At 58.4% G+C, this 24038-nt stretch carries 24 protein-coding genes; 15 read left to right on the forward strand and 9 right to left on the reverse strand.

The annotated features are described in order from the left end of the window. Positions 1-42 precede the first annotated feature (42 nt). The 3 genes from rsgA to mscM all read left to right on the forward strand — a co-directional run bounded on the left by rsgA (position 43) and on the right by mscM (position 5587). The gene (gene rsgA / locus MMW58_RS26455) at positions 43-1104 is read left to right on the forward strand and encodes a small ribosomal subunit biogenesis GTPase RsgA (RefSeq protein WP_241722434.1); all 1062 of its coding nucleotides are present in this window, start codon (positions 43-45) and stop codon (positions 1102-1104) included. Between the two features lie 206 nt (positions 1105-1310). Beyond that, complete coding sequence (asd, locus tag MMW58_RS26460; RefSeq protein WP_123709908.1) at positions 1311-2237, forward strand: archaetidylserine decarboxylase; 927 nt, start codon at positions 1311-1313, stop codon at positions 2235-2237. 23 nt (positions 2238-2260) lie between these two features. Next, entirely contained in the window at positions 2261-5587 is a 3327-nt protein-coding gene (mscM, locus tag MMW58_RS26465; RefSeq protein ID WP_133601100.1) for a miniconductance mechanosensitive channel MscM, read from the forward strand. Positions 5588-5668: 81 nt separating this feature from the next. Here mscM and epmA read toward each other — a convergent pair whose 3' ends face one another. Further along, on the reverse strand, positions 5669-6646 hold the full coding sequence (gene epmA, locus MMW58_RS26470; protein WP_095104430.1) for an elongation factor P--(R)-beta-lysine ligase: 978 nt from the start codon (positions 6644-6646) through the stop codon (positions 5669-5671). Positions 6647-6920: 274 nt separating this feature from the next. On the opposite strand from epmA, the gene frdA reads away from it, so the two are divergent. From frdA to MMW58_RS26495, 5 genes are all read left to right on the forward strand, one after another. Next, on the forward strand, positions 6921-8711 hold the full coding sequence (gene frdA, locus MMW58_RS26475) for a fumarate reductase (quinol) flavoprotein subunit (RefSeq protein ID WP_133601101.1): 1791 nt from the start codon (positions 6921-6923) through the stop codon (positions 8709-8711). Then, positions 8704-9438, forward strand: a complete 735-nt coding sequence (frdB, locus tag MMW58_RS26480; protein WP_095104434.1) for a fumarate reductase iron-sulfur protein — start codon at positions 8704-8706, stop codon at positions 9436-9438. Before frdA ends, frdB begins: the two co-directional genes overlap by 8 nt. A 10-nt stretch (positions 9439-9448) precedes the next feature. Further along, positions 9449-9844 (forward strand): fumarate reductase subunit FrdC, encoded by a 396-nt coding sequence (gene frdC, locus MMW58_RS26485; protein WP_133601102.1) that lies wholly within the window; start codon positions 9449-9451, stop codon positions 9842-9844. A 10-nt stretch (positions 9845-9854) separates the two neighbouring features. Beyond that, entirely contained in the window at positions 9855-10214 is a 360-nt protein-coding gene (gene frdD, locus MMW58_RS26490; protein ID WP_041143696.1) for a fumarate reductase subunit FrdD, read from the forward strand. Between the two features lie 111 nt (positions 10215-10325). After that, positions 10326-10856, forward strand: coding sequence for a lipocalin family protein (locus MMW58_RS26495; protein WP_133601103.1), 531 nt, complete (start codon positions 10326-10328; stop codon positions 10854-10856). Here MMW58_RS26495 and sugE read toward each other — a convergent pair. The 4 genes from sugE to efp all read right to left on the reverse strand — a co-directional run bounded on the left by sugE (position 10853) and on the right by efp (position 12384). Further along, complete coding sequence (gene sugE / locus MMW58_RS26500; RefSeq protein WP_041143694.1) at positions 10853-11170, reverse strand: quaternary ammonium compound efflux SMR transporter SugE; 318 nt, start codon at positions 11168-11170, stop codon at positions 10853-10855. The two genes, MMW58_RS26495 and sugE, sit on opposite strands and share 4 nt — an antisense overlap. 138 nt (positions 11171-11308) lie before the next feature. After that, positions 11309-11455 (reverse strand): lipoprotein toxin entericidin B, encoded by a 147-nt coding sequence (ecnB, locus tag MMW58_RS26505; RefSeq protein WP_004097935.1) that lies wholly within the window; start codon positions 11453-11455, stop codon positions 11309-11311. A gap of 153 nt (positions 11456-11608) precedes the next feature. Next, a complete protein-coding gene (locus MMW58_RS26510; RefSeq protein WP_041143693.1) occupies positions 11609-11740 on the reverse strand; it encodes an entericidin A/B family lipoprotein in 132 nt (43 codons plus the stop codon). A gap of 77 nt (positions 11741-11817) precedes the next feature. Beyond that, positions 11818-12384, reverse strand: coding sequence for an elongation factor P (gene efp, locus MMW58_RS26515; protein ID WP_041143692.1), 567 nt, complete (start codon positions 12382-12384; stop codon positions 11818-11820). 40 nt (positions 12385-12424) lie between these two features. On the opposite strand from efp, the gene epmB reads away from it, so the two are divergent. Then, positions 12425-13453 (forward strand): EF-P beta-lysylation protein EpmB, encoded by a 1029-nt coding sequence (gene epmB, locus MMW58_RS26520; protein ID WP_241722435.1) that lies wholly within the window; start codon positions 12425-12427, stop codon positions 13451-13453. Between the two features lie 44 nt (positions 13454-13497). Here epmB and MMW58_RS26525 read toward each other — a convergent pair whose 3' ends face one another. The 3 genes from MMW58_RS26525 to MMW58_RS26535 all read right to left on the reverse strand — a co-directional run bounded on the left by MMW58_RS26525 (position 13498) and on the right by MMW58_RS26535 (position 15969). Further along, the gene (locus MMW58_RS26525; RefSeq protein WP_041143690.1) at positions 13498-13851 is read right to left on the reverse strand and encodes a DUF4156 domain-containing protein; all 354 of its coding nucleotides are present in this window, start codon (positions 13849-13851) and stop codon (positions 13498-13500) included. A gap of 133 nt (positions 13852-13984) precedes the next feature. Next, a complete protein-coding gene (gene groL / locus MMW58_RS26530; protein ID WP_041143689.1) occupies positions 13985-15631 on the reverse strand; it encodes a chaperonin GroEL in 1647 nt (548 codons plus the stop codon). A 44-nt stretch (positions 15632-15675) separates the two neighbouring features. Next, a complete protein-coding gene (locus MMW58_RS26535; RefSeq protein WP_003855929.1) occupies positions 15676-15969 on the reverse strand; it encodes a co-chaperone GroES in 294 nt (97 codons plus the stop codon). A gap of 229 nt (positions 15970-16198) precedes the next feature. On the opposite strand from MMW58_RS26535, the gene yjeH reads away from it, so the two are divergent. Further along, positions 16199-17461: an L-methionine/branched-chain amino acid transporter gene (yjeH, locus tag MMW58_RS26540; protein ID WP_241722436.1), complete on the forward strand. Its 1263-nt coding sequence runs from the start codon at positions 16199-16201 to the stop codon at positions 17459-17461. Between the two features lie 71 nt (positions 17462-17532). Here the strand turns inward: yjeH and MMW58_RS26545 are convergent, their stop codons facing one another. Further along, positions 17533-18003 carry an FxsA family protein gene (locus MMW58_RS26545; RefSeq protein WP_133601108.1) on the reverse strand — a complete coding sequence of 157 codons (471 nt, stop codon included), beginning with the start codon at positions 18001-18003 and terminating at the stop codon, positions 17533-17535. Between the two features lie 339 nt (positions 18004-18342). Between MMW58_RS26545 and aspA the strand changes: the two genes are divergently transcribed. The 5 genes from aspA (at position 18343) to MMW58_RS26570 (ending at position 24016) form a co-directional block, all read left to right on the forward strand. Next, positions 18343-19779 carry an aspartate ammonia-lyase gene (gene aspA / locus MMW58_RS26550; RefSeq protein ID WP_133601109.1) on the forward strand — a complete coding sequence of 479 codons (1437 nt, stop codon included), beginning with the start codon at positions 18343-18345 and terminating at the stop codon, positions 19777-19779. Positions 19780-19895: 116 nt separating this feature from the next. Beyond that, a complete protein-coding gene (locus MMW58_RS26555; protein WP_045853385.1) occupies positions 19896-21197 on the forward strand; it encodes an anaerobic C4-dicarboxylate transporter in 1302 nt (433 codons plus the stop codon). A gap of 94 nt (positions 21198-21291) precedes the next feature. Further along, positions 21292-21615, forward strand: a complete 324-nt coding sequence (gene cutA / locus MMW58_RS26560) for a divalent cation tolerance protein CutA (RefSeq protein WP_041143683.1) — start codon at positions 21292-21294, stop codon at positions 21613-21615. Beyond that, on the forward strand, positions 21591-23405 hold the full coding sequence (locus MMW58_RS26565; protein ID WP_241722437.1) for a protein-disulfide reductase DsbD: 1815 nt from the start codon (positions 21591-21593) through the stop codon (positions 23403-23405). The genes cutA and MMW58_RS26565 overlap by 25 nt, the downstream gene beginning before the upstream one ends. Positions 23406-23440: 35 nt before the next feature. After that, positions 23441-24016: a transcriptional regulator gene (locus MMW58_RS26570; protein WP_045853507.1), complete on the forward strand. Its 576-nt coding sequence runs from the start codon at positions 23441-23443 to the stop codon at positions 24014-24016. Positions 24017-24038 lie beyond the last annotated feature (22 nt).

Consider the following 24038-nt stretch of genomic DNA (forward strand, 5'->3'; position numbering starts at 1 on the left):
ATAGAGGTTTTGCCCCTACAGGGCGACCAGGAGCCAGTTCGATTGAGTAAAAATAAACTCTCCAAAGGCCAACAGCGCCGCGTCAAGGCCAACCACCAGCGCCGCCTGAAAACGACTTCGGAGAAGGCCGACTACGATGACAATCTGTTTGGCGAGACCTCAGAAGGCGTCGTCATCAGCCGCTTCGGCATGCATGCCGACGTTGAATCCGTTGACGGTGGCGTTCACCGCTGCAACATTCGCCGGACGATCCGTTCGCTGGTCACCGGCGACCGCGTGGTCTGGCGCCCGGGCAAAGATGCCGCTGACGGCGTTAGGGTAAAAGGTATCGTTGAGGCCGTGCACGAGCGGACCTCGGTCCTGACGCGTCCGGATTTCTATGATGGCGTGAAGCCCATCGCCGCCAACATCGATCAGATCGTCATCGTTTCCGCGATTTTACCGGAGCTGTCGTTAAACATTATTGACCGCTATCTGGTGGCGAGCGAAGCGCTGGACGTCGAGCCGCTGATTGTGCTCAACAAGATTGACCTGCTGGACGAGGACGCCTTAGCGTTCGTCAACGAGCAGATGGATATCTACCGCAAAATTGGCTATCCCGTGCTGATGGTATCGAGCCGGACCCAGGACGGGCTGAAGCCGCTTAAAGAGGCCCTCACCGGCCGCATCAGCATCTTTGCCGGGCAGTCAGGGGTGGGTAAATCCAGCCTGCTGAACGCGCTGCTGGGCCTCGGCGACGATCTGATCCTGACCAACGACGTCTCGGACAACTCGGGCCTCGGCCAGCACACCACCACCGCCGCGCGCCTCTACCACTTCCCGCACGGCGGCGACGTGATCGACTCCCCCGGCGTGCGCGAATTTGGCCTGTGGCACCTTGATGCGGAACAAATCACCCACGGTTTTGTCGAATTTCACGATTATTTAGGCCGTTGCAAATACCGCGACTGCAAGCATGATACCGATCCGGGCTGCGCGATTCGCGAAGCGGTTGAAAACGGCAGCATCAACGCGCGCCGTTTTGAAAACTACCACCGCATTCTGGAAAGCATGAACGAAGTGCAGGTAAAAACGCGTAAAAGCTTTTCATCATCCGATGACTGACATTTAAGCTGAGCATCGCTATACGCTTCATCCTTCAGGCTGCCTCTGCGCTGGCGGCGTCCGTCTCCCCGGCTATGCTGCCGGGGATTCGCAGGCCGGCCGCCGCGATGCAATCCGGATGAGTTTACGTATAGAATCGACCCTTTTTTCAGATCCCCGACGCGTTGCGGGGGTCAGGAACGATAAATAATGGCCTGGAGGCTACCTTGTTAAACGATCTGAAACTTTCGCTGCAATACATTCTGCCTAAACTGTGGCTTACCCGCCTCGCAGGCTGGGGTGCGAGCAAACGAGCGGGTTGGCTGACGAAGCTGGTCATCGACCTGTTCGTGAAGTGCTACAAGGTCGATATGAAAGAGGCGCAGAAGCCCGATACCGCCAGCTACCGCACCTTTAACGATTTCTTTGTGCGCCCGCTGCGTGATGAAGCGCGTCCGCTGAACACCGATCCGAACGTGCTGGTTATGCCTGCCGACGGCGCCATAAGCCAGCTGGGCGCTATCGAAGACGATAAAATCCTGCAGGCCAAAGGCCACAACTACACCCTGGAAGCGCTGCTGGCCGGCAACTACCAGATGGCAGAGCTGTTCCGCAACGGTAACTTCGCCACCACCTATCTGTCGCCGCGTGACTACCACCGCGTCCACATGCCGTGCAACGGTATTCTGCGCGAAATGATCTACGTTCCGGGCGATCTGTTCTCCGTTAACCACCTGACCGCGCAGAACGTGCCGAATCTGTTCGCCCGCAACGAGCGCGTCATCTGCCTGTTCGATACTGAATTTGGTCCGATGGCGCAAATTCTGGTCGGTGCGACCATCGTTGGCAGCATTGAAACCGTCTGGTCCGGTACCGTGACTCCGCCGCGTGAAGGCGTGATTAAGCGCTGGACCTGGCCGGCGGGTGACAATGAAGGCTCCATTGCCCTGCTGAAAGGCCAGGAGATGGGTCGCTTCAAGCTCGGTTCGACGGTGATCAACCTGTTTGCGCCGGGCAAGGTTAAGCTGCTCGAGCAGCTGCAGAACCTCTCCGTCACTAAGCTTGGTCAGCCGCTGGCGACCGCCGTTGAGACCATGTCCACGACCGAAGGCGCCGCCAGCATTCTGGGCGACGATTCGCAAGACGAAGGTTAATAGCTGACAAAAAGGGTTATGCCGTGCGCCTGATATATATTTTCCTGCTGGCCTGGAGCCTCAGTCTGGGGGCGTACGCAGCGACAGCCCCCGACGCTAAACAGATAGCTCAGGAACTGGAACAGGCGAAGGCGGCAAAACCCGCCCAGCCTGGTACCGTTGAAGCGCTGCAGTCCGCGCTGAACGCGCTCGAGGAGCGTAGCGCTTCCCTCGAGCGCACGCGCCAGTACCAGCAGGTTATCGATAACTTCCCCAAGCTGTTCCAGACCCTGCGCTCGCAGATCAACAACCTGGCCGATGAACCGCGCCAGGTATCAACGACGCTCTCCACCGATGCCCTGAATCAGGAAATCCTGCAGGTCAGCAGCCAGCTGCTCGAAGCCAGCCGTCAGGCCCAGCAGGAGCAGGAGCGCGCCCGCGATATCGCCGATTCGCTAAACCAGCTTCCCCAGCAGCAAACCGACGCCCGCCGTCAGCTGAACGAGGTTGAGCGCCGCGTGGGCACCCAGACCAGCAATACGCCGCTGGCGCAGGCGCAAAATCTTAGCCTGCAGGCGGAATCCGCGCGCCTGAAGGCGCTGGTCAACGAGCTGGATCTGGCGCAGCTCTCCGCCAACAATCGCCAGGAGCTGTCGCGCATGCGCGCCGATCTGGCGCAAAAGCAGAGCAAACTGCTCGACGGCTACCTGCAGGCCCTGCGTAATCAGCTCAATAGCCAGCGCCAGCGCGAAGCCGAAAAGGCGCTGGAAAGCACCGAGCTGCTGGCAGAGAACAGCGAAAACCTGCCGCCGGAGCTGGTGGCCCAGTTTAAAGTTAACCGCGAGCTGTCGCAGGCCCTGAACCAGCAGGCTCAGCGCATGGACCTGGTGGCTTCCCAGCAGCGTCAGGCCTCTAACCAGACGCTCCAGGTGCGCCAGGCGCTCAATACGCTGCGCGAGCAGTCACAGTGGCTGGGCGCCTCCAGCCTGCTGGGCGAAGCGCTACGCGCCCAGGTCGCCCGACTGCCGGAGACGCCAAAACCCCAGCAGCTGGATACCGAGATGGCCCAGCTGCGGGTGCAGCGGCTGCGCTTTGAGGACCTGCTCGGCAGCCAGACGCAGCTCCGCCAGCTGCGCCAGGCCGACGGCCAGGAGCTGACCAGCGAGCAGAATCGCATACTTGAGGCGCAGCTGCGCACGCAAAGCGAGCTGCTCAACTCGCTGCTGCAGGGCGGCGATACGCTGATTCTGGAGCTGACCAAGCTCAAGGTGGCCAACGGTCAGCTTGAGGACGCCCTGAAAGAGATGAACGAAGCGACCCACCGCTATCTGTTCTGGACCTCGGACGTCAGCCCTATCAGTTTTTCATGGCCGCTGGAAATTGCTCACGATCTGCGCCGCCTGGTCTCTCTCGATACCGTCAGCCAGCTGGGCAAAGCCAGCGCGATGATGTTAACCAGCAAGGAGACGCTGCTGCCGCTGTTTGGCGCGCTGATTCTGGTCGGCTTCAGCATCAGCTCGCGTCGCCACTTCACCCACTTCCTTGAGCGTTCCAGCGCCCGCGTGGGCAAAGTGACCCAGGACCATTTCTGGCTCACCCTGCGCACCGTGTTCTGGTCGATTCTGGTGGCCTCGCCGCTGCCGGTATTGTGGATGACGCTCGGCTATGGCCTGCAGTCCGCCTGGCCCTTCCCGCTGGCGGTCGCCATCGGCGAAAGCGTCACCGCCACGGTGCCGCTGCTGTGGGTGGTGATGGTTTGCGCGACCTTTGCGCGTCCAAACGGCCTGTTTATCGCCCACTTCGGCTGGCCGCGTAGCCGGGTCACCAAGGCCATGCGCTACTACCTGATGAGCATCGGGCTGATCGTCCCGCTGATTATCGCGCTGATCATGTTCGATAACCTCAACGACCGTGAGTTCTCGGCCTCCCTCGGCCGCCTGTGCTTCCTGCTGATTTGCGGGGCGCTGGCGCTGGTCACCCTGAGCCTCAAGCATGCCGGTATTCCGCTGTATCTCGATAAGTCGGGAAGCGGCGATAATATGGTTAACCGCATGCTGTGGAACCTGCTGCTGGGCGCGCCGCTGATTGCCATGCTGGCGGCGGCCATTGGCTACCTGGCGACCGCCCAGGCGCTGCTGGCCAGGCTGGAAACGTCGGTGGCGATCTGGTTCTTACTGCTCGTGGTCTATCACATTATCCGCCGCTGGATGCTGATCCAGCGCCGCCGGCTGGCCTTCGATCGCGCCAAGCATCGCCGGGCGGAAATCCTGGCCCAACGCGCGCGCGGCGAAGATGAGGCCGCGCACTCCAGCAGCCCGGAAGGGTCTGCGGAAATCGAAGTCAGTGAAATCGATCTCGATGCGATCAGTATCCGGTCGCTGCGGCTGGTACGCTCGCTGCTGATGCTGGTCGCCCTGGTCTCGGTGATCGTCCTGTGGTCAGAAATCCACTCGGCGTTTGGCTTCCTCGAGAATATCTCGCTGTGGGACGCGACCTCAACGGTACAGGGCGTTGAAAGCATCGAGCCGATTACGCTTGGGGCGGTGCTGATCGCGATTCTGGTGCTGATTATCACCACCCAGCTGGTGCGCAACCTCCCCGCCCTGCTGGAGCTGGCGATTCTGCAGCACCTGGACCTCACGCCGGGCACCGGCTACGCGATCACCACCATTACCAAATACCTGCTGATGCTGATTGGCGGCCTGGTGGGCTTCTCGATGATTGGCATTGAGTGGGCGAAGCTGCAGTGGCTGGTAGCGGCTCTCGGCGTCGGCCTCGGTTTTGGCCTGCAGGAGATCTTTGCCAACTTTATCTCGGGCCTGATTATTCTCTTTGAAAAGCCGATACGTATTGGCGATACGGTGACCATCCGCGATCTGACCGGCAGCATCACCCGCATCAACACCCGCGCCACGACCATCAGCGACTGGGACCGGAAAGAGATTATCGTGCCGAATAAGGCGTTTATCACCGAGCAGTTTATCAACTGGTCGCTCTCTGACTCCGTCACCCGCGTGGTGCTGACGGTGCCGGCCCCGGCGGATGCGAATACCGAAGAGGTCACGCAGATCCTGATTAGCGCCGCCCACCGCTGTTCGCTGGTTATCGATACGCCGGCACCGGAGGCCTTCCTCGTCGATCTGCAGCAGGGGATTCAGATTTTCGAGCTGCGTATTTACGCCGCCGAGATGGGTCACCGCATGCCGCTGCGCCACGAGATCCATAAGCTGATTCTGGCAGGCTATCGCGAACACGGTATCGATATGCCGTTCCCGCCGTTCCAGATGCGTCTGGAGAGCATTGACGGCAGGAAGAGCAGCAGAGCGATGACCTCAGCAGGGAAATCCAGCCGCACGGCGGGCAGCCTGTAGGTTCAACCTGGCCGGCGGCTCGTGCGCCGGGTCAGGTCTGCGCGCAGGCCCTGGACGGCCAGGGAGAGGTATTCGGCCGGGTCAGGCGCGATCGACGGTAAAGGCGATCACCTCGCCGATGCTTTCGGCACCCAGCGCCAGCATCACCACGCGATCGACGCCCAGCGCCACGCCGGAGCAGTCCGGGAGGCCCGCCTTGAGGGCTTCCAGCAGATTGCCGTCAATCGGCTGCTGCGGCAGGCCGCGGGCCGCACGCTTGCGGTTATCCTGCTCGAAACGCTGCTGCTGTTCGCGGGCGTCGGTCAGCTCGTGGAAGCCGTTCGCCAGCTCAATTCCCTTGTAATAGACCTCAAAGCGCTCCGCAACGCGGTGATCTTCGGTGCTGATCTGCGCCAGCGACGCCTGGCTTGCCGGGAAGTGATAGATAAAGGTCGGACGGTCCTTGCCGATATGCGGCTCGACGCCCATGGTAAACAACAGCTGCAGCAGCGTATCCCTATCTTCTTCCGTATCGGCGATATTGCTCAGGTCGAGCTTCGCCGCCGCTTCGCGCAGCTGCGTCTTATCGGCCGACAGCGGATCGAGCTCAAGATGGCGCAGGAACGCCTGCTGATAGGAGAGGCTTTCCGCCGGCTGGCACTCCAGCACCTGCTGCAGTAAATCATCGACCTCATTAATCAGACGATACATGTCATAGCACGGACGATACCACTCCAGCATGGTGAATTCCGGGTTGTGGTGACGCCCCATCTCTTCATTGCGGAAGCTGCGGCACAGCTGGAATACCGGGCCACAGCCCGCGGCCAGCAGCCGCTTCATATGGTATTCCGGGCTGGTCATCAGATAGAGATCCATCCCCTGAGAGTAGCCGGGGCCGACGAAACGGGTCTGGAACGGAAACAGGTGAATATCCGTTACCGTTGCCTGACTCATGCAGGGCGTCTCCACCTCCAGCACGCCGCGGTCGGTAAAGAAACGACGAATTTCCGCCATCACAGCCGCGCGTTTTAACAGGTTTGGGATCGACGCGCTCGGCTGCCAGGTTGCCGTTTCACTCATGGTACTTTCTCCGATTTCAGACAAGGGCACGAAGTCTACTCGTAACCGGCGAGTGAGACAAATTTTGTGCCAACGCCCCCTTAACGCATACCGTAAATTTATTAAGCGCCAGGAAGCATAAATAGCGCTGATAAATCACCGCACATATCGATAAAAAAATCGAACACGTCAATTTTCCCTACCGACCCTAAGGCTATACTTCTTTACCTATAAAGGAGCAGTGACACATTTTCGCCAGCCCGGCGGCGAAATAAACAAAAACTGGAGGAATGTCGTGCAAACTTTTCAAGCCGATCTTGCCGTAATTGGCGCTGGCGGAGCAGGTCTTCGCGCTGCAATCGCCGCAGCGCAGGCTAATCCAAATGCCAAAATCGCACTGATTTCAAAAGTCTATCCCATGCGCAGCCACACGGTTGCGGCTGAAGGCGGCTCCGCCGCCGTGACGCAGGATCATGACAGCTTTGAGTACCATTTTCACGACACCGTCGCCGGCGGCGACTGGCTTTGTGAGCAGGATGTCGTCGACTATTTCGTCCATCATTGCCCGACGGAAATGACCCAGCTTGAACAGTGGGGATGCCCGTGGAGCCGCCGTCCGGACGGCAGCGTCAACGTCCGCCGCTTCGGCGGGATGAAGATCGAACGCACGTGGTTTGCCGCGGATAAAACCGGCTTCCATATGCTGCACACCCTGTTCCAGACCTCCCTTCAGTTCCCGCAAATCCAGCGTTTCGACGAGCATTTCGTCCTCGATATTCTGGTCGACGATGGCCAGGCGCGTGGCCTGGTGGCGATGAATATGATGGAAGGCTCGCTGGTACAAATCCGCGCTAACGCGGTGGTGATGGCCACCGGCGGCGCAGGACGCGTCTATCGCTACAACACCAACGGCGGCATCGTCACCGGCGACGGGATGGGCATCGCGCTCAGCCACGGCGTTCCGCTGCGCGATATGGAGTTCGTGCAGTATCACCCGACCGGCCTTCCCGGCTCCGGTATTCTGATGACGGAAGGCTGCCGTGGCGAAGGCGGTATCCTGGTCAACAAGGACGGCTACCGCTACCTGCAGGATTACGGCATGGGCCCGGAAACGCCGCTCGGCGAGCCGAAAAACAAATATATGGAGCTCGGCCCGCGCGACAAGGTCTCCCAGGCCTTCTGGCACGAATGGCGTAAAGGCAACACCATTCCAACGCCGCGCGGCGACGTGGTTTATCTCGACCTGCGCCATTTAGGTGAGAAAAAGCTGCTGGAGCGCCTGCCCTTTATCTGCGAACTGGCGAAGGCCTACGTCGGCGTTGATCCGGTTAAAGAGCCGATTCCCGTGCGCCCAACCGCGCACTACACCATGGGCGGTATCGAAACCGACCAGAACTGTGAAAGCCGCATCAAGGGGCTGTTCGCCGTGGGCGAATGCTCGTCGGTCGGCCTTCACGGCGCCAACCGCCTTGGCTCCAACTCGCTGGCAGAGCTGGTGGTCTTTGGCCGCCTCGCCGGCGAGCAGGCCATCAGGCGAGCGGCGGAGGCAAAAGAAGCCAACGTGAGCGCGCTGGATGCGCAGACCGCCGACGTAGAAAAACGGCTGAAAGATCTTATCAATCAGGAAGGCGACGAGAACTGGGCGAAGATCCGCGACGAGATGGGCCTGTCGATGGAAGAAGGCTGCGGGATCTACCGTACGCCGGAGCTGATGCAAAAAACCGTCGATAAGCTGGCCGAGCTGCAGGAGCGCTTCAGGCGCGTACGCATTACCGACAGCTCCAGCGTGTTCAATACCGACCTGCTGTATACCATCGAGCTGGGTCACGGGCTGAACGTGGCGGAATGTATGGCCCACTCTGCCCTTGCGCGTAAAGAGTCCCGCGGCGCGCACCAGCGCCTGGATGAAGGCTGCACCGAGCGTGACGACGTCAATTTCCTCAAGCATACGCTCGCATTCCGCGATGCCGATGGCACCACGCGCCTTGAGTATGGCGATGTGAAGATCACCACTCTGCCGCCGGCAAAACGCGTATACGGCGCAGAAGCGGAAGCAGCCGAGAAGAAGGAGACGACCAATGGCTGAGATGAAGAACCTGAAAATCGAGGTGGTGCGCTACAACCCGGAAGTGGACACCGCGCCGCACAGCGCGTTCTATGAGGTTCCTTACGACGAGCAGACCTCACTGCTCGACGCGCTGGGCTATATCAAAGACAACCTCGCGGCGGATCTCAGCTACCGCTGGTCCTGCCGGATGGCGATTTGCGGCTCCTGCGGGATGATGGTCAACAAGGTGCCGAAGCTGGCGTGTAAAACCTTCCTGCGTGAATACACCAAGGGCATTAAGGTCGAAGCGCTGGCTAACTTCCCGATCGAGCGCGATCTGGTGGTCGATATGACCCACTTTATCGAGAGCCTGGAGGCGATTAAGCCCTATATTATCGGCAACCCGCGTACCCCGGATCAGGGGCCAAACAAACAGACTCCGGCGCAGATGGCGAAGTACCATCAGTTCTCCGGCTGCATCAACTGCGGCCTGTGCTACGCCGCCTGCCCACAGTTTGGCCTTAACCCGGAGTTTATCGGCCCGGCGGCCATCACCCTCGCCCATCGTTACAACGAGGACAGCCGCGACCACGGGAAAAAGGAACGTATGGCGCAGCTTAACGGTCAGAACGGCGTCTGGACCTGTACCTTCGTGGGCTACTGCTCGGAAGTCTGTCCGAAGCACGTCGACCCGGCGGCCGCCATTCAGCAGGGCAAGGTAGAGAGCTCGAAAGACTTTCTTATCGCCACCCTGAAACCACGCTAAGGAGTGCATTATGACGACTAAACGCAAGCCCTACGTGCGGCCGATGACGTCCACCTGGTGGAAAAAGCTGCCGTTTTATCGCTTCTACATGCTGCGTGAAGGAACGGCGGTACCGGCAGTCTGGTTCAGCATCATACTGATTTATGGCCTATTTTCCCTCAAGCACGGGGCGGAAAGCTGGGCGGGATACGTTGGCTTTCTACAAAATCCGCTGGTGGTGATCCTCAACCTGATCGCCCTCGGCGCAGCGCTGCTGCACACCAAAACCTGGTTTGAGCTGGCGCCGAAAGCCGCCAATATTATTGTCAAAGGCGAGAAAATGGGGCCAGAGCCGGTTATTAAAGGGCTTTGGGTGGTGACTGCGGTAGCAACAGCGGCGATCCTGCTTATCGCCCTGTTCTGGTAAGGAGGCTGGAATGATCAATCCCAACCCAAAACGTTCCGATGAACCGGTATTCTGGGGGCTGTTTGGCGCCGGAGGCATGTGGAGCGCCATTATTGCTCCGGTGATGATACTGCTGGTCGGTATCCTGCTGCCGCTGGGCCTGGCGCCAGCTGACGCCTTCAGCTACGAACGCGTGCTCGGCTTTGCCCAGAGTTTTATTGGCCGGGCATTTATCTTCCTGATGATTGTCCTGCCGCTGTGGTGCGGGCTACACCGCATTCATCACGCCATGCACGACCTGAAAATTCACGTCCCTAACGGGAAGTGGGTGTTCTACGGCCTGGCCGCCATCCTGAGCGTGGTCACGCTGGTCGGCGTATTATTTATCTAAACCTCCCGATGCCCGGTAGCGGAGTGTTACCGGGCTCTCTTTTGCAGAATATTTCCCCGTTTTTTCCCCGCCAGAATCTACACTTAGCAAAAAACCAGTAAGGAAAATAGTATGCGTCTGCTGCCAATGATTGCCGCTGTTGCCGTCTCGTTTCTGGTTGTTGCCTGTAGTACCCCGACGCCTCCGCAGGGCGTGACGGTGGTCAGTCCGTTTGATACCCAGCGCTATCTCGGTACCTGGTATGAAATCGCCCGCTTCGACCATAGCTTTGAGCGCGGCCTGGAGAAGGTCACCGCCACCTACAGCCTGCGCGACGACGGTGGGCTGAACGTCGTCAACAAAGGCTATAACCCCGATCGCGGCATGTGGCAAAAAACGGATGGCGTGGCCTACTTCACCGGCGAGAGCAATCGGGCGGCGCTAAAAGTCTCCTTTTTTGGCCCCTTCTACGGCGGCTACAACGTGATTGCGCTGGATAAAGATTATCGCTATGCGCTGGTGTGCGGACCGGATCGGGATTATCTCTGGCTGCTGGCGCGCACGCCGAAAATCGCACCGGAAGTGAAACAGCAGATGCTGGATATCGCCTCCCGGCAGGGCTTCGACGTGAGCAAGCTTATCTGGGTCAACCAGCGCTATTAGTGGGTGCTGAGCTTGAGGCCGATAATACCGATGACGATGCACGCCAGGCTGGCAATACGCATCGGGCTGGCGGACTCGCCCAGCAGGACGATACCGGCAATCGCCGCGCCGACGGCGCCGATCCCCGTCCACACCGCGTAAGCGGTGCCTACCGGCAGCGTTTTCATCGCCCATGACAGCAGCGCCATGCTGACCACCATCGCCACGATGGTGATGGCGCTGGGTATCAGGCGGCTAAAACCGTGGGTGTACTTCAGACCAACCGCCCAGACCACTTCCAGCAGACCGGCGATAAACAAAATTAACCAGGACATAAGGCTCCTTGATGGGGCCGTCCCCGGATGCGGTACGCTTACGGGTCGTCCCGCAAGGTGAGTGAAAAAACGCGGATATTATAAACAGTAGCGCAGGAGATGAAAAGAACGGTACGGCCGGCGACCGTACCGTCAGGTCTATTGCTGGGCTTTCGTCGCCGCGCCGGAAATGGCGCTGCCGCCTTCCGAAATATCCTGACCGACGCCGCGCGTTGTATTACATGCGGTCAGCACAGAGGAGAGAGCCAAAACCGTAAAGAACGCTGCAATCGCTTTTTTCACCATAATGTCATCCTTATTTACCAGTTTTAGTTATCGTGCCCTATAAGCATAGACAAACTGACCCGATATGAAGGGATCTCAGCGTTTTTTAAGAACAAAAGCGATGCGGTACGCCGGGAAGCGCGAATTCAGAAGAAGAGGAGAGAAAGTCGGTGCTTAGCTGGCGGCGTGAGAGATGGCGTGCCCCAGGCTGCGGATATCTTCCCCCACGCCGTGGACCGTATGACAGCCGGCCAGCAGGGCGCCGCTGAGCAGCAGCAATACCACAAGCTTTAAGGTGTTGTTCATCTTCCCTGCCTGCTATCGATACCTTGCGCGCTATAGGGGGCGCAGCAACCCGCTGCGCCAACCGTCAGAGACGTGAATTACTTCACGCGGGATACGTATTCGCCAGAGCGGGTATCCACTTTAATCACTTCGCCAATCTGTACAAACAGCGGAACTTTAACCACTGCGCCAGTGGTCAGGGTCGCCGGTTTACCGCCGGTACCCGCGGTATCGCCTTTCAGACCCGGATCGGTTTCAACGATTTCCAGCTCAACGAAGTTCGGCGGGGTCACGGAGATAGGCTGACCGTTCCACAGGGTCACGATGCACTCAGCCTGATCCAGCAGCCATTTAGCGCTTTCACCAACGGCTTTCTCGTCAGCGGCCAGCTGTTCGAAGGTGGAGTTGTTCATGAAGTGGTAGAACTCACCGTCGTTGTACAGGTAAGTCAGGTTCATATCTACAACGTCTGCGCCTTCAGCGGAGTCGGTAGATTTGAAGGTTTTCTCTACGCGGGTGCCGGTCAGCAGGCGGCGCAGCTTAACGCGGGCGAAAGCCTGGCCTTTTCCCGGTTTTACGAATTCACTCGCTTCAACGGCATAAGGTTCGCCGTCCATCATGATTTTAAGACCAGCACGAAAATCGTTGCTATAGTAAGTCGCCATAAGGCCCTCTGAAATTGTTAATTGGTAGCTAAGCCACAAAATGGCGCATATTGTAACCCTAAATACCCCATCCAGAGAAGATTGGTTAACGCAACTTGCCGATGTTGTGACCAGTCCTGATGAACTGCTGCATCTTTTAAATGTAGACGCTGATGCAAACCTATTGGCGGGGCGCGATGCTAAGCGCCTCTTTGCGCTGCGCGTTCCCCGGGCTTTTATCGCCCGGATGGAGCGAGGAAACCCTAACGATCCTCTTCTGCGTCAAGTACTTACTTCGCAAGAAGAGTTTATCGCCTCCCCCGGTTTTTCCACCGATCCGCTGGAGGAACAGCACAGCGTCGTGCCCGGCCTGCTGCATAAATACGCCAACCGCGCGCTGCTGCTGGTTAAAGGCGGCTGCGCGGTAAATTGTCGTTATTGCTTCCGCAGACACTTCCCGTACGCTGATAACCAGGGCAATAAGCGCAACTGGCAGGCGGCGATGGACTATATTTCCGCCCATCCGCAGCTCGATGAGATTATTTTTTCCGGCGGCGACCCGCTGATGGCGAAAGATCATGAGCTCGACTGGCTGCTCACCCAGCTGGAAGCGATCCCGCACGTCAAGCGTCTGCGTATTCACAGCCGGCTGCCCATTGTCATCCCGGCGCGCATCACCGAGGCGCTGGCTGCGCGTTTCGCCCGCTCCTCGCTGCAGATACTGCTGGTGAACCATATCAACCATGCCAATGAAATCGACGCTGAGTTTCGCGCGGCGATGGCGCGTTTACGCCAGGCTGGCGTTACGCTGCTCAATCAAAGCGTACTGCTGCGGGGAGTCAACGATAGCGCGCAGACGCTGGCTAACCTGAGCAATGCGCTATTTGATGCGGGGGTGATGCCGTATTACCTGCACGTGCTGGATAAGGTCCAGGGCGCGGCCCACTTTATGGTCGAAGATGAAGAAGCCCGGGCCATCATGCGCGAGCTGCTGACGCTGGTATCAGGCTATATGGTACCGAAGCTGGCGCGAGAAATCGGCGGAGAGCCGAGCAAAACGCCGCTGGATTTGCAGCTACGACAGAGCTAGCCAGCGTTCCTTCCCCTCTCCCCACCGGAGAGAGGGGAAAGCGATCAGTTCGGGCACTTATAGACCTGACCGTTCATTTCGCTATCGGTCGGCACAAAGCTCGACAGCAGGTTCTGCGTCGGGCTGCTGACGCCGTAAATCACGTTGCCGCCCATTGCCGCAGCCTGGTTACGCAGCGCATTAGCCGCGCCGCGCATAGAGCCGCCCTCACCGCCGTTCTGCCCGGAGAGCCAGTTGCTCTGCTTGCCGCTAGCGGTCCCCAACAGCTGGCAATCCGCACCCGGCTTATCTTCAACAAAGCGTACGCTCTGCCCGCCTGAGCTCAGTTCGTTGCTGGAACTGCAACCCGCTAACAGTAGTGCTGCGCCGACAATCCCTGCTAAATATCTTACCTGCATGTTATTCCCCATGATCAATGAGCTGGACGCGCTGGCCCGGATGTACACCTTATACTAAAAAGACGGAAAAAAGAAAAACCCCCGAGCATTTCTGCCCGGGGGTTTCTTTGTTTCTAAGGGGTAGAGCGCACGATTACATCATGCCGCCCATGCCACCCATACCGCCCATGCCGCCAGCAGCGCCTAAATCAGCTGCGTCGCTTTTCGGCAGATCGGTAATCATGCACTCGGTCGTGATCATCAGACCAGCAACGGAGGCCGCGTACTGCAGAGCAGAACGGGTCACTTTAGTTGGGTCGAGGATACCGAAGTCGATCATGTTGCCGTATTCTTCAGTCGCCGCGTTGTAACCGTAGTTACCTTCGCCCGCTTTCACGTTGTTAGTTACCACAGACGGTTCTTCACCGGCGTTGGCAACGATCTGACGCAGCGGAGCTTCCATTGCGCGCAGCGCAACTTTGATACCGACGTTCTGATCTTCGTTCTGAGCAGTCAGGCCAGCCAGTTTAGCCGCAACGCGCACCAGCGCAACGCCACCACCGGCAACCACGCCTTCTTCTACCGCAGCACGGGTCGCGTGCAGGGCATCGTCAACGCGTGCTTTCTTCTCTTTCATTTCAACTTCGGTAGCTGCACCGACTTTGATAACCGCAACGCCGCCTGCCAGTTTAGCAACGCGTTCCTGCAGTTTTTCACGGTCGTAGTCAGAAGTCGCTTCTTCGATCTGCTTACGGATCTGAGTCACGCGGCCCTGGATAGCGCCTTCTTCACCCACGCCATCGATGATGGTGGTGGTGTCTTTGTTGATCACAACGCGTTTTGCCTGACCCAGGTCTTCCAGCGTCGCTTTTTCCAGCTCCATACCGATCTCTTCAGAGATAACGGTACCGCCGGTCAGAGTCGCGATGTCCTGCAGCATAGCTTTACGACGGTCGCCGAAGCCTGGTGCTTTAACCGCAGCCACTTTAACGATGCCGCGCATGGTGTTAACCACCAGCGTTGCCAGCGCTTCGCCTTCAACGTCTTCAGCGATGATAACCAGCGGTTTGCCGGCTTTCGCTACGGCTTCCAGAACCGGCAGCATTTCGCGGATGTTGGAAACTTTTTTGTCAGCCAGCAGGATGAACGGGCTTTCCAGCTCAACGGCACCGGTTTCCGGCTTGTTGATGAAGTACGGAGAGAGGTAGCCGCGGTCGAACTGCATACCTTCAACCACGTCCAGTTCGTCTTCCAGACCGGTACCGTCTTCAACGGTGATCACGCCTTCTTTACCGACTTTATCCATCGCTTCAGCGATCAGTTTACCTACGGTTTCGTCGGAGTTAGCGGAGATGGTACCAACCTGAGCAATCGCTTTAGAGTCGGAGCACGGTACGGACAGGGATTTCAGCTCTTCAACGGCAGCAACGACGGCTTTGTCGATACCACGTTTCAGATCCATCGGGTTCATGCCCGCAGCAACGGCTTTCAGGCCTTCAGCGATGATCGCCTGAGCCAGTACGGTTGCGGTGGTGGTACCGTCGCCTGCAGCGTCGTTCGCTTTAGAGGCAACTTCTTTCACCATCTGGGCGCCCATGTTTTCGAACTTGTCTTCCAGCTCGATTTCACGCGCGACGGAAACGCCGTCTTTGGTGATGGTCGGCGCACCGAAGGATTTGTCCAGGACAACGTTACGGCCTTTCGGGCCCAGTGTCACTTTAACTGCATCTGCCAGTACGTTTACGCCGCGCAGCATTTTCACACGAGCGTCGTTACCGAATTTTACGTCTTTAGCTGCCATTTTAATCTTTCCCTTAAATTCGTATGTTCAGTGTCGTTCGCAGATTAGGCTTCAACAATTGCCAGGATGTCGCTTTCGGACATGATCAACACTTCTTCATTGTCGATCTTTTCAGATTTCACGCCGTAGCCGTCGTTGAAAATGACGATATCGCCCACTTTCACGTCCAGCGGCTGCACGGTTCCGTTTTCCAGGATGCGGCCCTTACCGACAGCGATGATTTCGCCACGAGTTGATTTGGCTGCCGCAGAACCGGTCAGAACGATGCCGCCAGCAGATTTGGTTTCAACTTCTTTACGTTTGACGATCACACGATCATGTAACGGACGAATACTCATTGATAGCTCTCCTTTGAGAAAGTCATTATCAGTTATGGATGACACCGGCCCGTATACGGTTTCCGGCTAGTGACCTGAGAGATGGGGATGGAGTTTTACCGCTTCAAGGGGCCAATTGAAAAAAAGTTTTTTCGCGTGCCCTGGCGCACACTCCCGGCGCGTCGCCCGGACGTCATAAGCAAAAACGATTGTGGTACCATTCGGGTTTTGTCCGGGACAGGGTTGCATCATGGGTGGTTTGAAGCAGGAGTTAGGTCTGGCTCAGGGAGTGGGCCTCCTCTCCACATCATTACTGGGCACCGGCGTCTTCGCCGTTCCCGCTCTGGCCGCACTGGTTGCGGGTGATAACAGCCTGTGGGCATGGCCGGCGCTGATCCTGCTGGTTTTCCCGATAGCCATCGTCTTTGCCGTACTCGGCCGCCACTATCCCAGCGCCGGCGGCGTGGCGCATTTCGTCAATATGGCGTTCGGCCCCCGCATGGAGCGCGTGACCGGCTGGCTGTTTTTGTCGGTCATCCCGGTGGGATTACCCGCCGCGTTGCATATCGCCACCGGCTTCAGCCAGGCCCTGTTTGGCTGGCACGACGGCCAGCTGCTGCTCGCCGAACTGGGGACGCTGGCCATTATCTGGTGGGTGGGTTCGCGCGGAGCCAGCTCCAGCGCCAATCTGCAAACGCTGGTGGCAATCCTGATTGTGGCCCTGATTGTCGCTATCTGGTGGCGCGGCGGTATCGATCCGGCGCATATCCCCTTCCCGGCGCCGCAGGATGTCGATCGGTCGCAGCTTTTTGCCGCGCTGTCGGTCATGTTCTGGTGCTTTGTCGGCCTCGAGGCCTTTGCCCACCTGGCTTCGGAATTTAAATCCCCGGAGCGCGATTTTCCGCGCGCGCTGATGATTGGCCTGCTGCTGGCCGGTACGGTCTACTGGGCCTGCACCGTGCTGGTGCTGCATTTTCACGCCTTCGGCGAGGACATGGCCGCCGCCGCGTCGCTGCCTGATATCGTGGTGCGCCTGTTCGGCGTCCAGGCGCTGTGGGTCGCCTGCGTCATTGGCTACCTCGCCTGCTTCGCCAGCCTCAATATCTATATTCAAAGTTTTGCCCGCCTGGTCTGGTCGCAGGCGCAGTACAGGCCTGAGAGCCGACTCGCCCGCCTGTCGGCCCGGCAAATCCCGCGCAACGCGCTCAATGCGGTGCTGGCCTGCTGCGTCATCAGCACCCTGTGCATTTACTGGCTCGATATCAACCTCGACGCGCTGATCGTCTACGCCAACGGCATTTTTATTATGATTTATCTGCTGTGTATGCTGGCGGGCTGCCGGCTGCTGCAGGGGCGCTATCGGGTGCTGGCGGCGATCGGTAGCCTGCTGTGCCTGCTGCTGCTGGCGATGGTCGGCTGGAAAAGCCTGTACGCGCTGATTGTGCTGGTGGCGCTGTGGCTGCTTTTACCCCGGCGCCGGTCGCTGAGCGAAACCCCGGGCGCCCAGCCATAAAAAAAGCCGGATCGCTCTGCGCGTATCCGGCTGGTCACTCCACGCGCCCGGCGGCCGCCGGGCTGGCTGGATTAGCGATCGTCTTTGTGGTCCAGACGGTCGCGCTCATCGTCTTTACGCTGGTATTCCCCGTCAAAGGTATCACCGCCTTGGGTACCGGCGCTGAAGCCGCCGCCCGGCATCCGGCTAAAGCGCAGATGCGGCATCAGCTTGAGGGTCAGGTGTTTTTGCACCGGCGGCAGCAGGAGCAGCAGGCCGAGGAAGTCGGTAAAGAAGCCCGGTAACAGCAGCAGCAGGCCGGCAATAATCAGCGATACGCTTTTGATCATTTCCGCCGCCGGGCTTTCGCCGGCCGCCATTTTTTGCTGCATCAGCATGAAGTTTTTGAAGCCCTGGTTGCGCACCAGCGACATCCCGACCACCGAACTAAAGATCACCAGAATCAGCGTCAGCAGCACGCCCAGGACATGGGAAACCTGGATAAAGATCGAGATTTCAATATAAACGTATAAAAAAAAGGCAAAAAACGGAATCCAACGCACCGGCGTCTCCTTCATTAGCGTGCGCCGCTATCGGCACCCGCAGCTATAAGATGTGCTATTCGCATCCCATCAATATTGGGCTAACGCGGGACTTTTCAATCAGCAGAAACGCTTATTTTTTTCAAGAACTGCAAAGCGGTGACTCATTTCACAGATTAATAATTCTTATAGCCCCCACTACATAATAAGTGATCAAGATTACTGATATTCGCTATCATCAGCATATGATCGTGGGCACCAGGCCGATTAAGGAAATAATCTTCGGCGAGAAAATGCGCTAAATCCTATAAATTCTGCGTATTTGGTGAATTCATTGGCAGCTTGAAAAAGAAGGTTCACATGTTAAACAACATTCGTATCGAAGAAGATCTGTTGGGTACCAGGGAAGTTCCAGCTGACGCCTACTACGGCGTTCATACTCTGAGAGCGATTGAAAACTTCTACATCAGCAATAGCAAAATCAGCGATATTCCCGAGTTTGTACGCGGTATGGTGATGGTGAAAAAGGCCGCTGCCATGGCCAACAAAGAGCTGCAAACCATTCCTAAAGGCGTCGCGAATACCATTATTGCCGCATGTGATGAAGTGCTGAATAACGGCAAGTGCATGGATCAGTTCCCGGTTGACGTGTTCCAGGGTGGCGCGGGTACTTCCGTCAACATGAACACCAACGAAGTGCTGGCAAACATCGGTCTTGAGCTGATGGGCCACCAGAAAGGTGAATACCAGTACCTGAACCCCAACGACCACGTTAACAAATGCCAGTCCACTAACGATGCTTACCCGACCGGTTTTCGCATCGCGGTGTATGCCTCCCTGCTGAAATTAACTGACGCGATTAACCAGCTGGGCGAAGGCTTCCAGAGCAAAGCCGTTGAGTTCCAGGACGTCCTGAAAATGGGCCGTACCCAGCTGCAGGATGCGGTACCGATGACCCTCGGCCAGGAGTTCCACGCCTTCAACGTTCTGCTGAACGAAGAAACAAAATGCATTCTGCGTACCGCAGAGCTGCTGCTGGAAGTGAACCTCGGCGCCACCGCCATCGGCACGCGCCTGAATACCCCGGACGGCTATCAGCAGCTGGCGGTACAAAAACTCGCGGAAGTCAGCAGCCTGCCGGTTGTTCCGGCGGAAGACCTGATTGAAGCCACCTCCGACTGCGGCGCCTACGTCATGGTGCATAGCTCGCTGAAACGCCTGGCGGTGAAGCTGTCTAAAATCTGTAACGACCTGCGCCTGCTCTCTTCCGGCCCGCGCGCTGGCCTGAACGAAATCAACCTGCCGGAGCTGCAGGCGGGTTCGTCCATCATGCCGGCCAAGGTTAACCCGGTGGTGCCGGAAGTCGTCAACCAGGTGTGCTTCAAGGTGATCGGCAACGACACCACCGTCACGATGGCCTCAGAAGCCGGCCAGCTGCAGCTGAACGTGATGGAGCCGGTTATCGGTCAGGCGATGTTCGAGTCCATTCATATCCTGACCAACGCCTGCTATAACCTGCTGGAAAAATGCGTAAACGGCATTACCGCCAACAAAGCGGTGTGCGAAAGCTATGTTTACAACTCCATCGGCATCGTCACCTACCTCAACCCGTTTATCGGCCACCACAATGGCGATATCGTCGGCAAGATTTGCGCCGAAACCGGTAAGAGCGTGCGGGAAGTGGTGCTGGAACGAGGCTTGCTCACCGAAACGGAGCTGGACGATATTTTCTCTCCGCACAACCTGATGCACCCGGCCTATAAAGCAAAGCGTTTTACCGATGAAAGCGAACAGTAAGCTTTCAGGTTAAACTCAACGAAGGCATGTCAGCAATGACATGCCTTTTTGCTTTTCTGGGTTTACGAAATCACAACAATTCAATATCAACTTGTTAAAAAACAAGGAAGGAACATATGTTTGGTGCAGAGCTCGTCATTGTCCTGCTGGCTATTTACCTGGGTGCCAGGCTGGGCGGTATCGGTATCGGATTCGCCGGGGGTCTGGGCGTTCTCGTCCTGACCTTAATCTTTCAAATCAAGCCCGGCGCGATCCCCTTCGACGTCATTGAGATCATCATGGCGGTCATCGCCGCGATTGCCGCCATGCAGGTTGCCGGCGGCATGGACTACCTGGTCAGCCTTGCAGAGCGCCTGCTGCGCCGTCATCCGAAGTACATCACCTTTCTCGCCCCGCTGGTCACCTGGTTTATGACGGTCCTCGCGGGAACCGGCCACACCGCCTTCTCAACCCTGCCGGTGATCACCGAAGTGGCGAAGGAACAGGGCATTCGCCCCTCCCGCCCGCTGTCGATTGCCGTCGTGGCCTCGCAGATTGCGATTACCGCCTCGCCAATTTCCGCCGCGGTGGTGTTTTTCGCCGGCATTCTGGAGCCGCTGGGCGTCAGCTACCTGACGCTGCTGGCTATCTGTATTCCGGTGACGCTGATTGCCGTGATGATCACCGCCGTGGTGTGTAACTTCCTCGGCTGCGAGCTGAAAGATGACCCGGTTTACCAGGAGCGCCTGGCAAAAGGGGAAGTCAAACTGCGCGGAAGCCAGGTGTTCCAGCTGAAGCCGCACGCCAAACGTTCGGTGCTGCTGTTCCTGATCGGGATCGTCGCGGTCATGTTCTACGCTACCGCCATCAGCGATACCGTCGGGCTGATTCAGAACCCGGTGCTGCCGCGTAACGAAGCGATCGTGGTCTTCATGCTGACCATCGCCACGCTGATTAGCATCACCTGTAAGATTGATACCAGCGAGGTGCTGAACGCCAGCACCTTTAAATCCGGGATGAGCGCCTGCGTCTGCGTGCTGGGCGTCGCCTGGCTGGGCGATACCTTCGTGAAGGCGCATATCTCTGATATCCAGGCGGTGGCGGGCGATCTGCTGCACAACTACCCGTGGCTGCTGGCGGTGGTGCTGTTCTTCGCCGCAACCCTGCTCTACTCCCAGGCCGCCACCACCAAAGCGCTGATGCCTGCGGCGCTGCTGCTTGGCGTGAGCCCGCTGACCGCTATTGCCTCTTTTGCCGCGGTCTCCGCGCTGTTCGTCCTGCCGACCTACCCGACGCTGCTGGCGGCGGTCGAAATGGATGACACAGGCTCTACCCGCATCGGCAAGTACGTCTTCAACCACGCCTTCCTGATCCCCGGGGTGATCGCCATTACCCTGTGCGTTATTTTGGGGTTCATTATCGGCGGCATCGTGCTGTAAATCTGCTTAAATTCGGGCCACATCGTGGCCCGTTTCATTAATCCCCCGCATCTTGCGTGCTATAGTGCCTCTTTTCGCTGATACGAGGTTCACGATGACTACGCCTGATGCCGTTGTTGTACTCTGTACCGCGCCGGATGAAGCGACCGCCCAGGATTTAGCGGCCAAAGTGCTGGCAGAAAAGCTGGCCGCCTGCGCCACTCTCCTGCCGGGCGCGACCTCCCTCTACTACTGGGAAGGCAAGCTGGAGCAGGAGTATGAAGTGCAGATGCTGCTGAAAACCGACCGTGCCCATCAGCAGGCGCTGCTGGAGTGCCTGAAGTCCCATCACCCGTATCAAACCCCCGAATTACTGGTTTTGCCCGTCACTCACGGAGACACTGATTACCTCTCATGGCTCAACGCATCATTACGCTGATTCTGCTGCTCTGCAGTACATCGGCATTCGCCGGGCTCTTTGATACTCCCGGCCGCTCAAATTTTGTGCCTGCTGACCAGGCTTTTGCCTTTGATTTTCAGCAGAGCCAGCACGAGATAAACCTGACCTGGCAAATCAAGGAGGGTTACTATCTCTACCGCAAACAGATCAAACTCAGCGCCGCTGACGCCGCTTTCCTTGAGCCATCGCTGCCGTCCGGCGAATGGCACGACGATGAGTTTTACGGCAAAAGTGAGATTTATCGCCAGCGGCTAACCGTGCCGGTTACGCTCACCCGGGCCGCCAAAGGGGCCACGCTGACCGTGACCTGGCAGGGCTGCGCCGATGCCGGCTTCTGCTATCCGCCGGAAACTAAAGTGGTGCCGCTCAGCGCGGCGCTGGCGCTCTCCAGCGACGAGCAGGCTCCCGCGCGCCCTGCGCTTCCCGTCGCTGGCGTGCCGAAGCTTAACCCGCCGCTCCCGGTAGAACCGCGTCCGGCGCTGGCGCTCGCGGAACGGCCGCCGGTTGAAACGGCCGAGCCTTCGCCAGGCCAGTCCGTCGCCAGGAGCGATAGCGGCCAGCTTCCGTTCTCCGCGCTCTGGGCGCTATTGATTGGTATCGGTATCGCGTTTACGCCCTGCGTGCTGCCGATGTATCCGCTGATCTCGGGTATCGTGCTCGGGGGCGAACGCCGGCTGTCCACCGCCCGCGCGCTGCTGCTGGCGTTTATCTATGTCCAGGGAATGGCGCTGACCTACACGGCGCTGGGTATGGTGGTGGCCGCCGCGGGCCTGCAGTTCCAGGCGGCGCTGCAGCATCCGTACGTGCTGATCGGCCTGTCGGCGGTCTTTATTCTGCTGGCGCTGTCGATGTTTGGCCTGTTTACCCTGCAGCTGCCGTCATCCTTGCAGACGCGCCTGACGCTGATGAGCAATACCCAACGGGGCGGTTCCGCCGGCGGCGTGTTTGCCATGGGCGCCATCGCCGGGCTTATCTGCTCGCCCTGTACGACGGCGCCGCTGAGCGCGATTCTGCTGTACATCGCGCAAAGCGGTAACCTGTGGCTGGGCGGCGGCACGCTGTATCTCTACGCGCTGGGCATGGGGCTACCGCTGATTCTGGTCACCGTGTTTGGCAACCGTCTGCTGCCGAAGAGCGGCCCGTGGATGGCCCATGTGAAGACCGCGTTCGGTTTTGTCATCCTGGCGCTGCCGGTGTTTTTACTGGAGCGTATCCTGGGCGAGGTATGGGGGCTGCGCCTGTGGTCGCTGCTGGCGGTGGCCTTCTTTAGCTGGGCCTTTATCACCTCCCTTGGCGCCACGCGTCCGTGGCAGCGCATCATGCAGATCGTGCTGCTGGCCGCCGCGCTGGTGAGCGTTCGTCCGCTGCAGGACTGGGCGTTCGACGCGCCGACGGCGCAGCAGCAGACGCACCTGGCGTTTACCCGCGTCAGCACCGTCGATGAGCTCGATCGGGCTCTGGCGCAGGCTAAAGGCCGGCCGGTTATGCTAGATTTGTACGCTGACTGGTGCGTGGCCTGTAAAGAGTTCGAAAAATACACCTTTAGCACACCGGAAGTGCAACAGGCCCTGAAAGATACCGTTCTGTTGCAGGTAGACGTCACGAAGAACAGCGCGCAGGACGTCGCCCTGCTGAAGCATCTGCGGGTGCTCGGCCTGCCGACGATTCTGTTCTTTAATGCGCAGGGAGAGGAGCAGCCCGCGCAGCGCGTAACCGGCTTTATGGATGCCGCGGCATTCAGCGCCCATTTGCGCGATCGGCAACCGTGAACGACACTTTAGGAGGTAAAATGGAGGAGAAAACCGTGCAACGTGAAGATGTTCTGGGTGAAGCCATACAAATTCTTGAAATCGAAGGTATTGCTAACACCACGCTGGAGATGGTCGCCGAGCGCGTTGCTTATCCGATCGATGACCTCAAGCGCTTCTGGCCAGACCGCGAAGCGCTACTGTATGACGCCCTCCGCTATCTCAGCCATCAGGTTGATACATGGCGTCGCCAGCTGCTGCTGGATGAGACGCTAACGGCGGAGCAGAAGCTGCTGGCGCGCTATGCGGCGCTGACCCGCTGCGTGAGCAATCACCGCTATCCCGGCTGCCTGTTTATTGCGGCCTGTACCTTCTATCCGGATGCACAGCACCCGATTCATCAGCTGGCTGAACAGCAGAAGCAGGCTTCGCTCGCCTATACGCACGAGCTGCTGACCCAGCTGGAAGTGGATGACCCGGCGATGGTCGCCAAACAGATGGAGCTTATCATCGAAGGCTGCCTGAGCCGCCTGCTGGTGAAGCGCAGCCAGGCCGACGTCGACACCGCCCAGCGCCTGGCGGAAGACATCCTGCGTTTTGCCCAGTGTCGAATGGGCGGCGCGTTAACCTGATTCCGATATCTTAACCGATCCT

The sequence above is a fragment of the Klebsiella sp. HC6 genome, from assembly GCF_022605325.1.
Taxonomy (GTDB): domain Bacteria; phylum Pseudomonadota; class Gammaproteobacteria; order Enterobacterales; family Enterobacteriaceae; genus Klebsiella; species Klebsiella terrigena.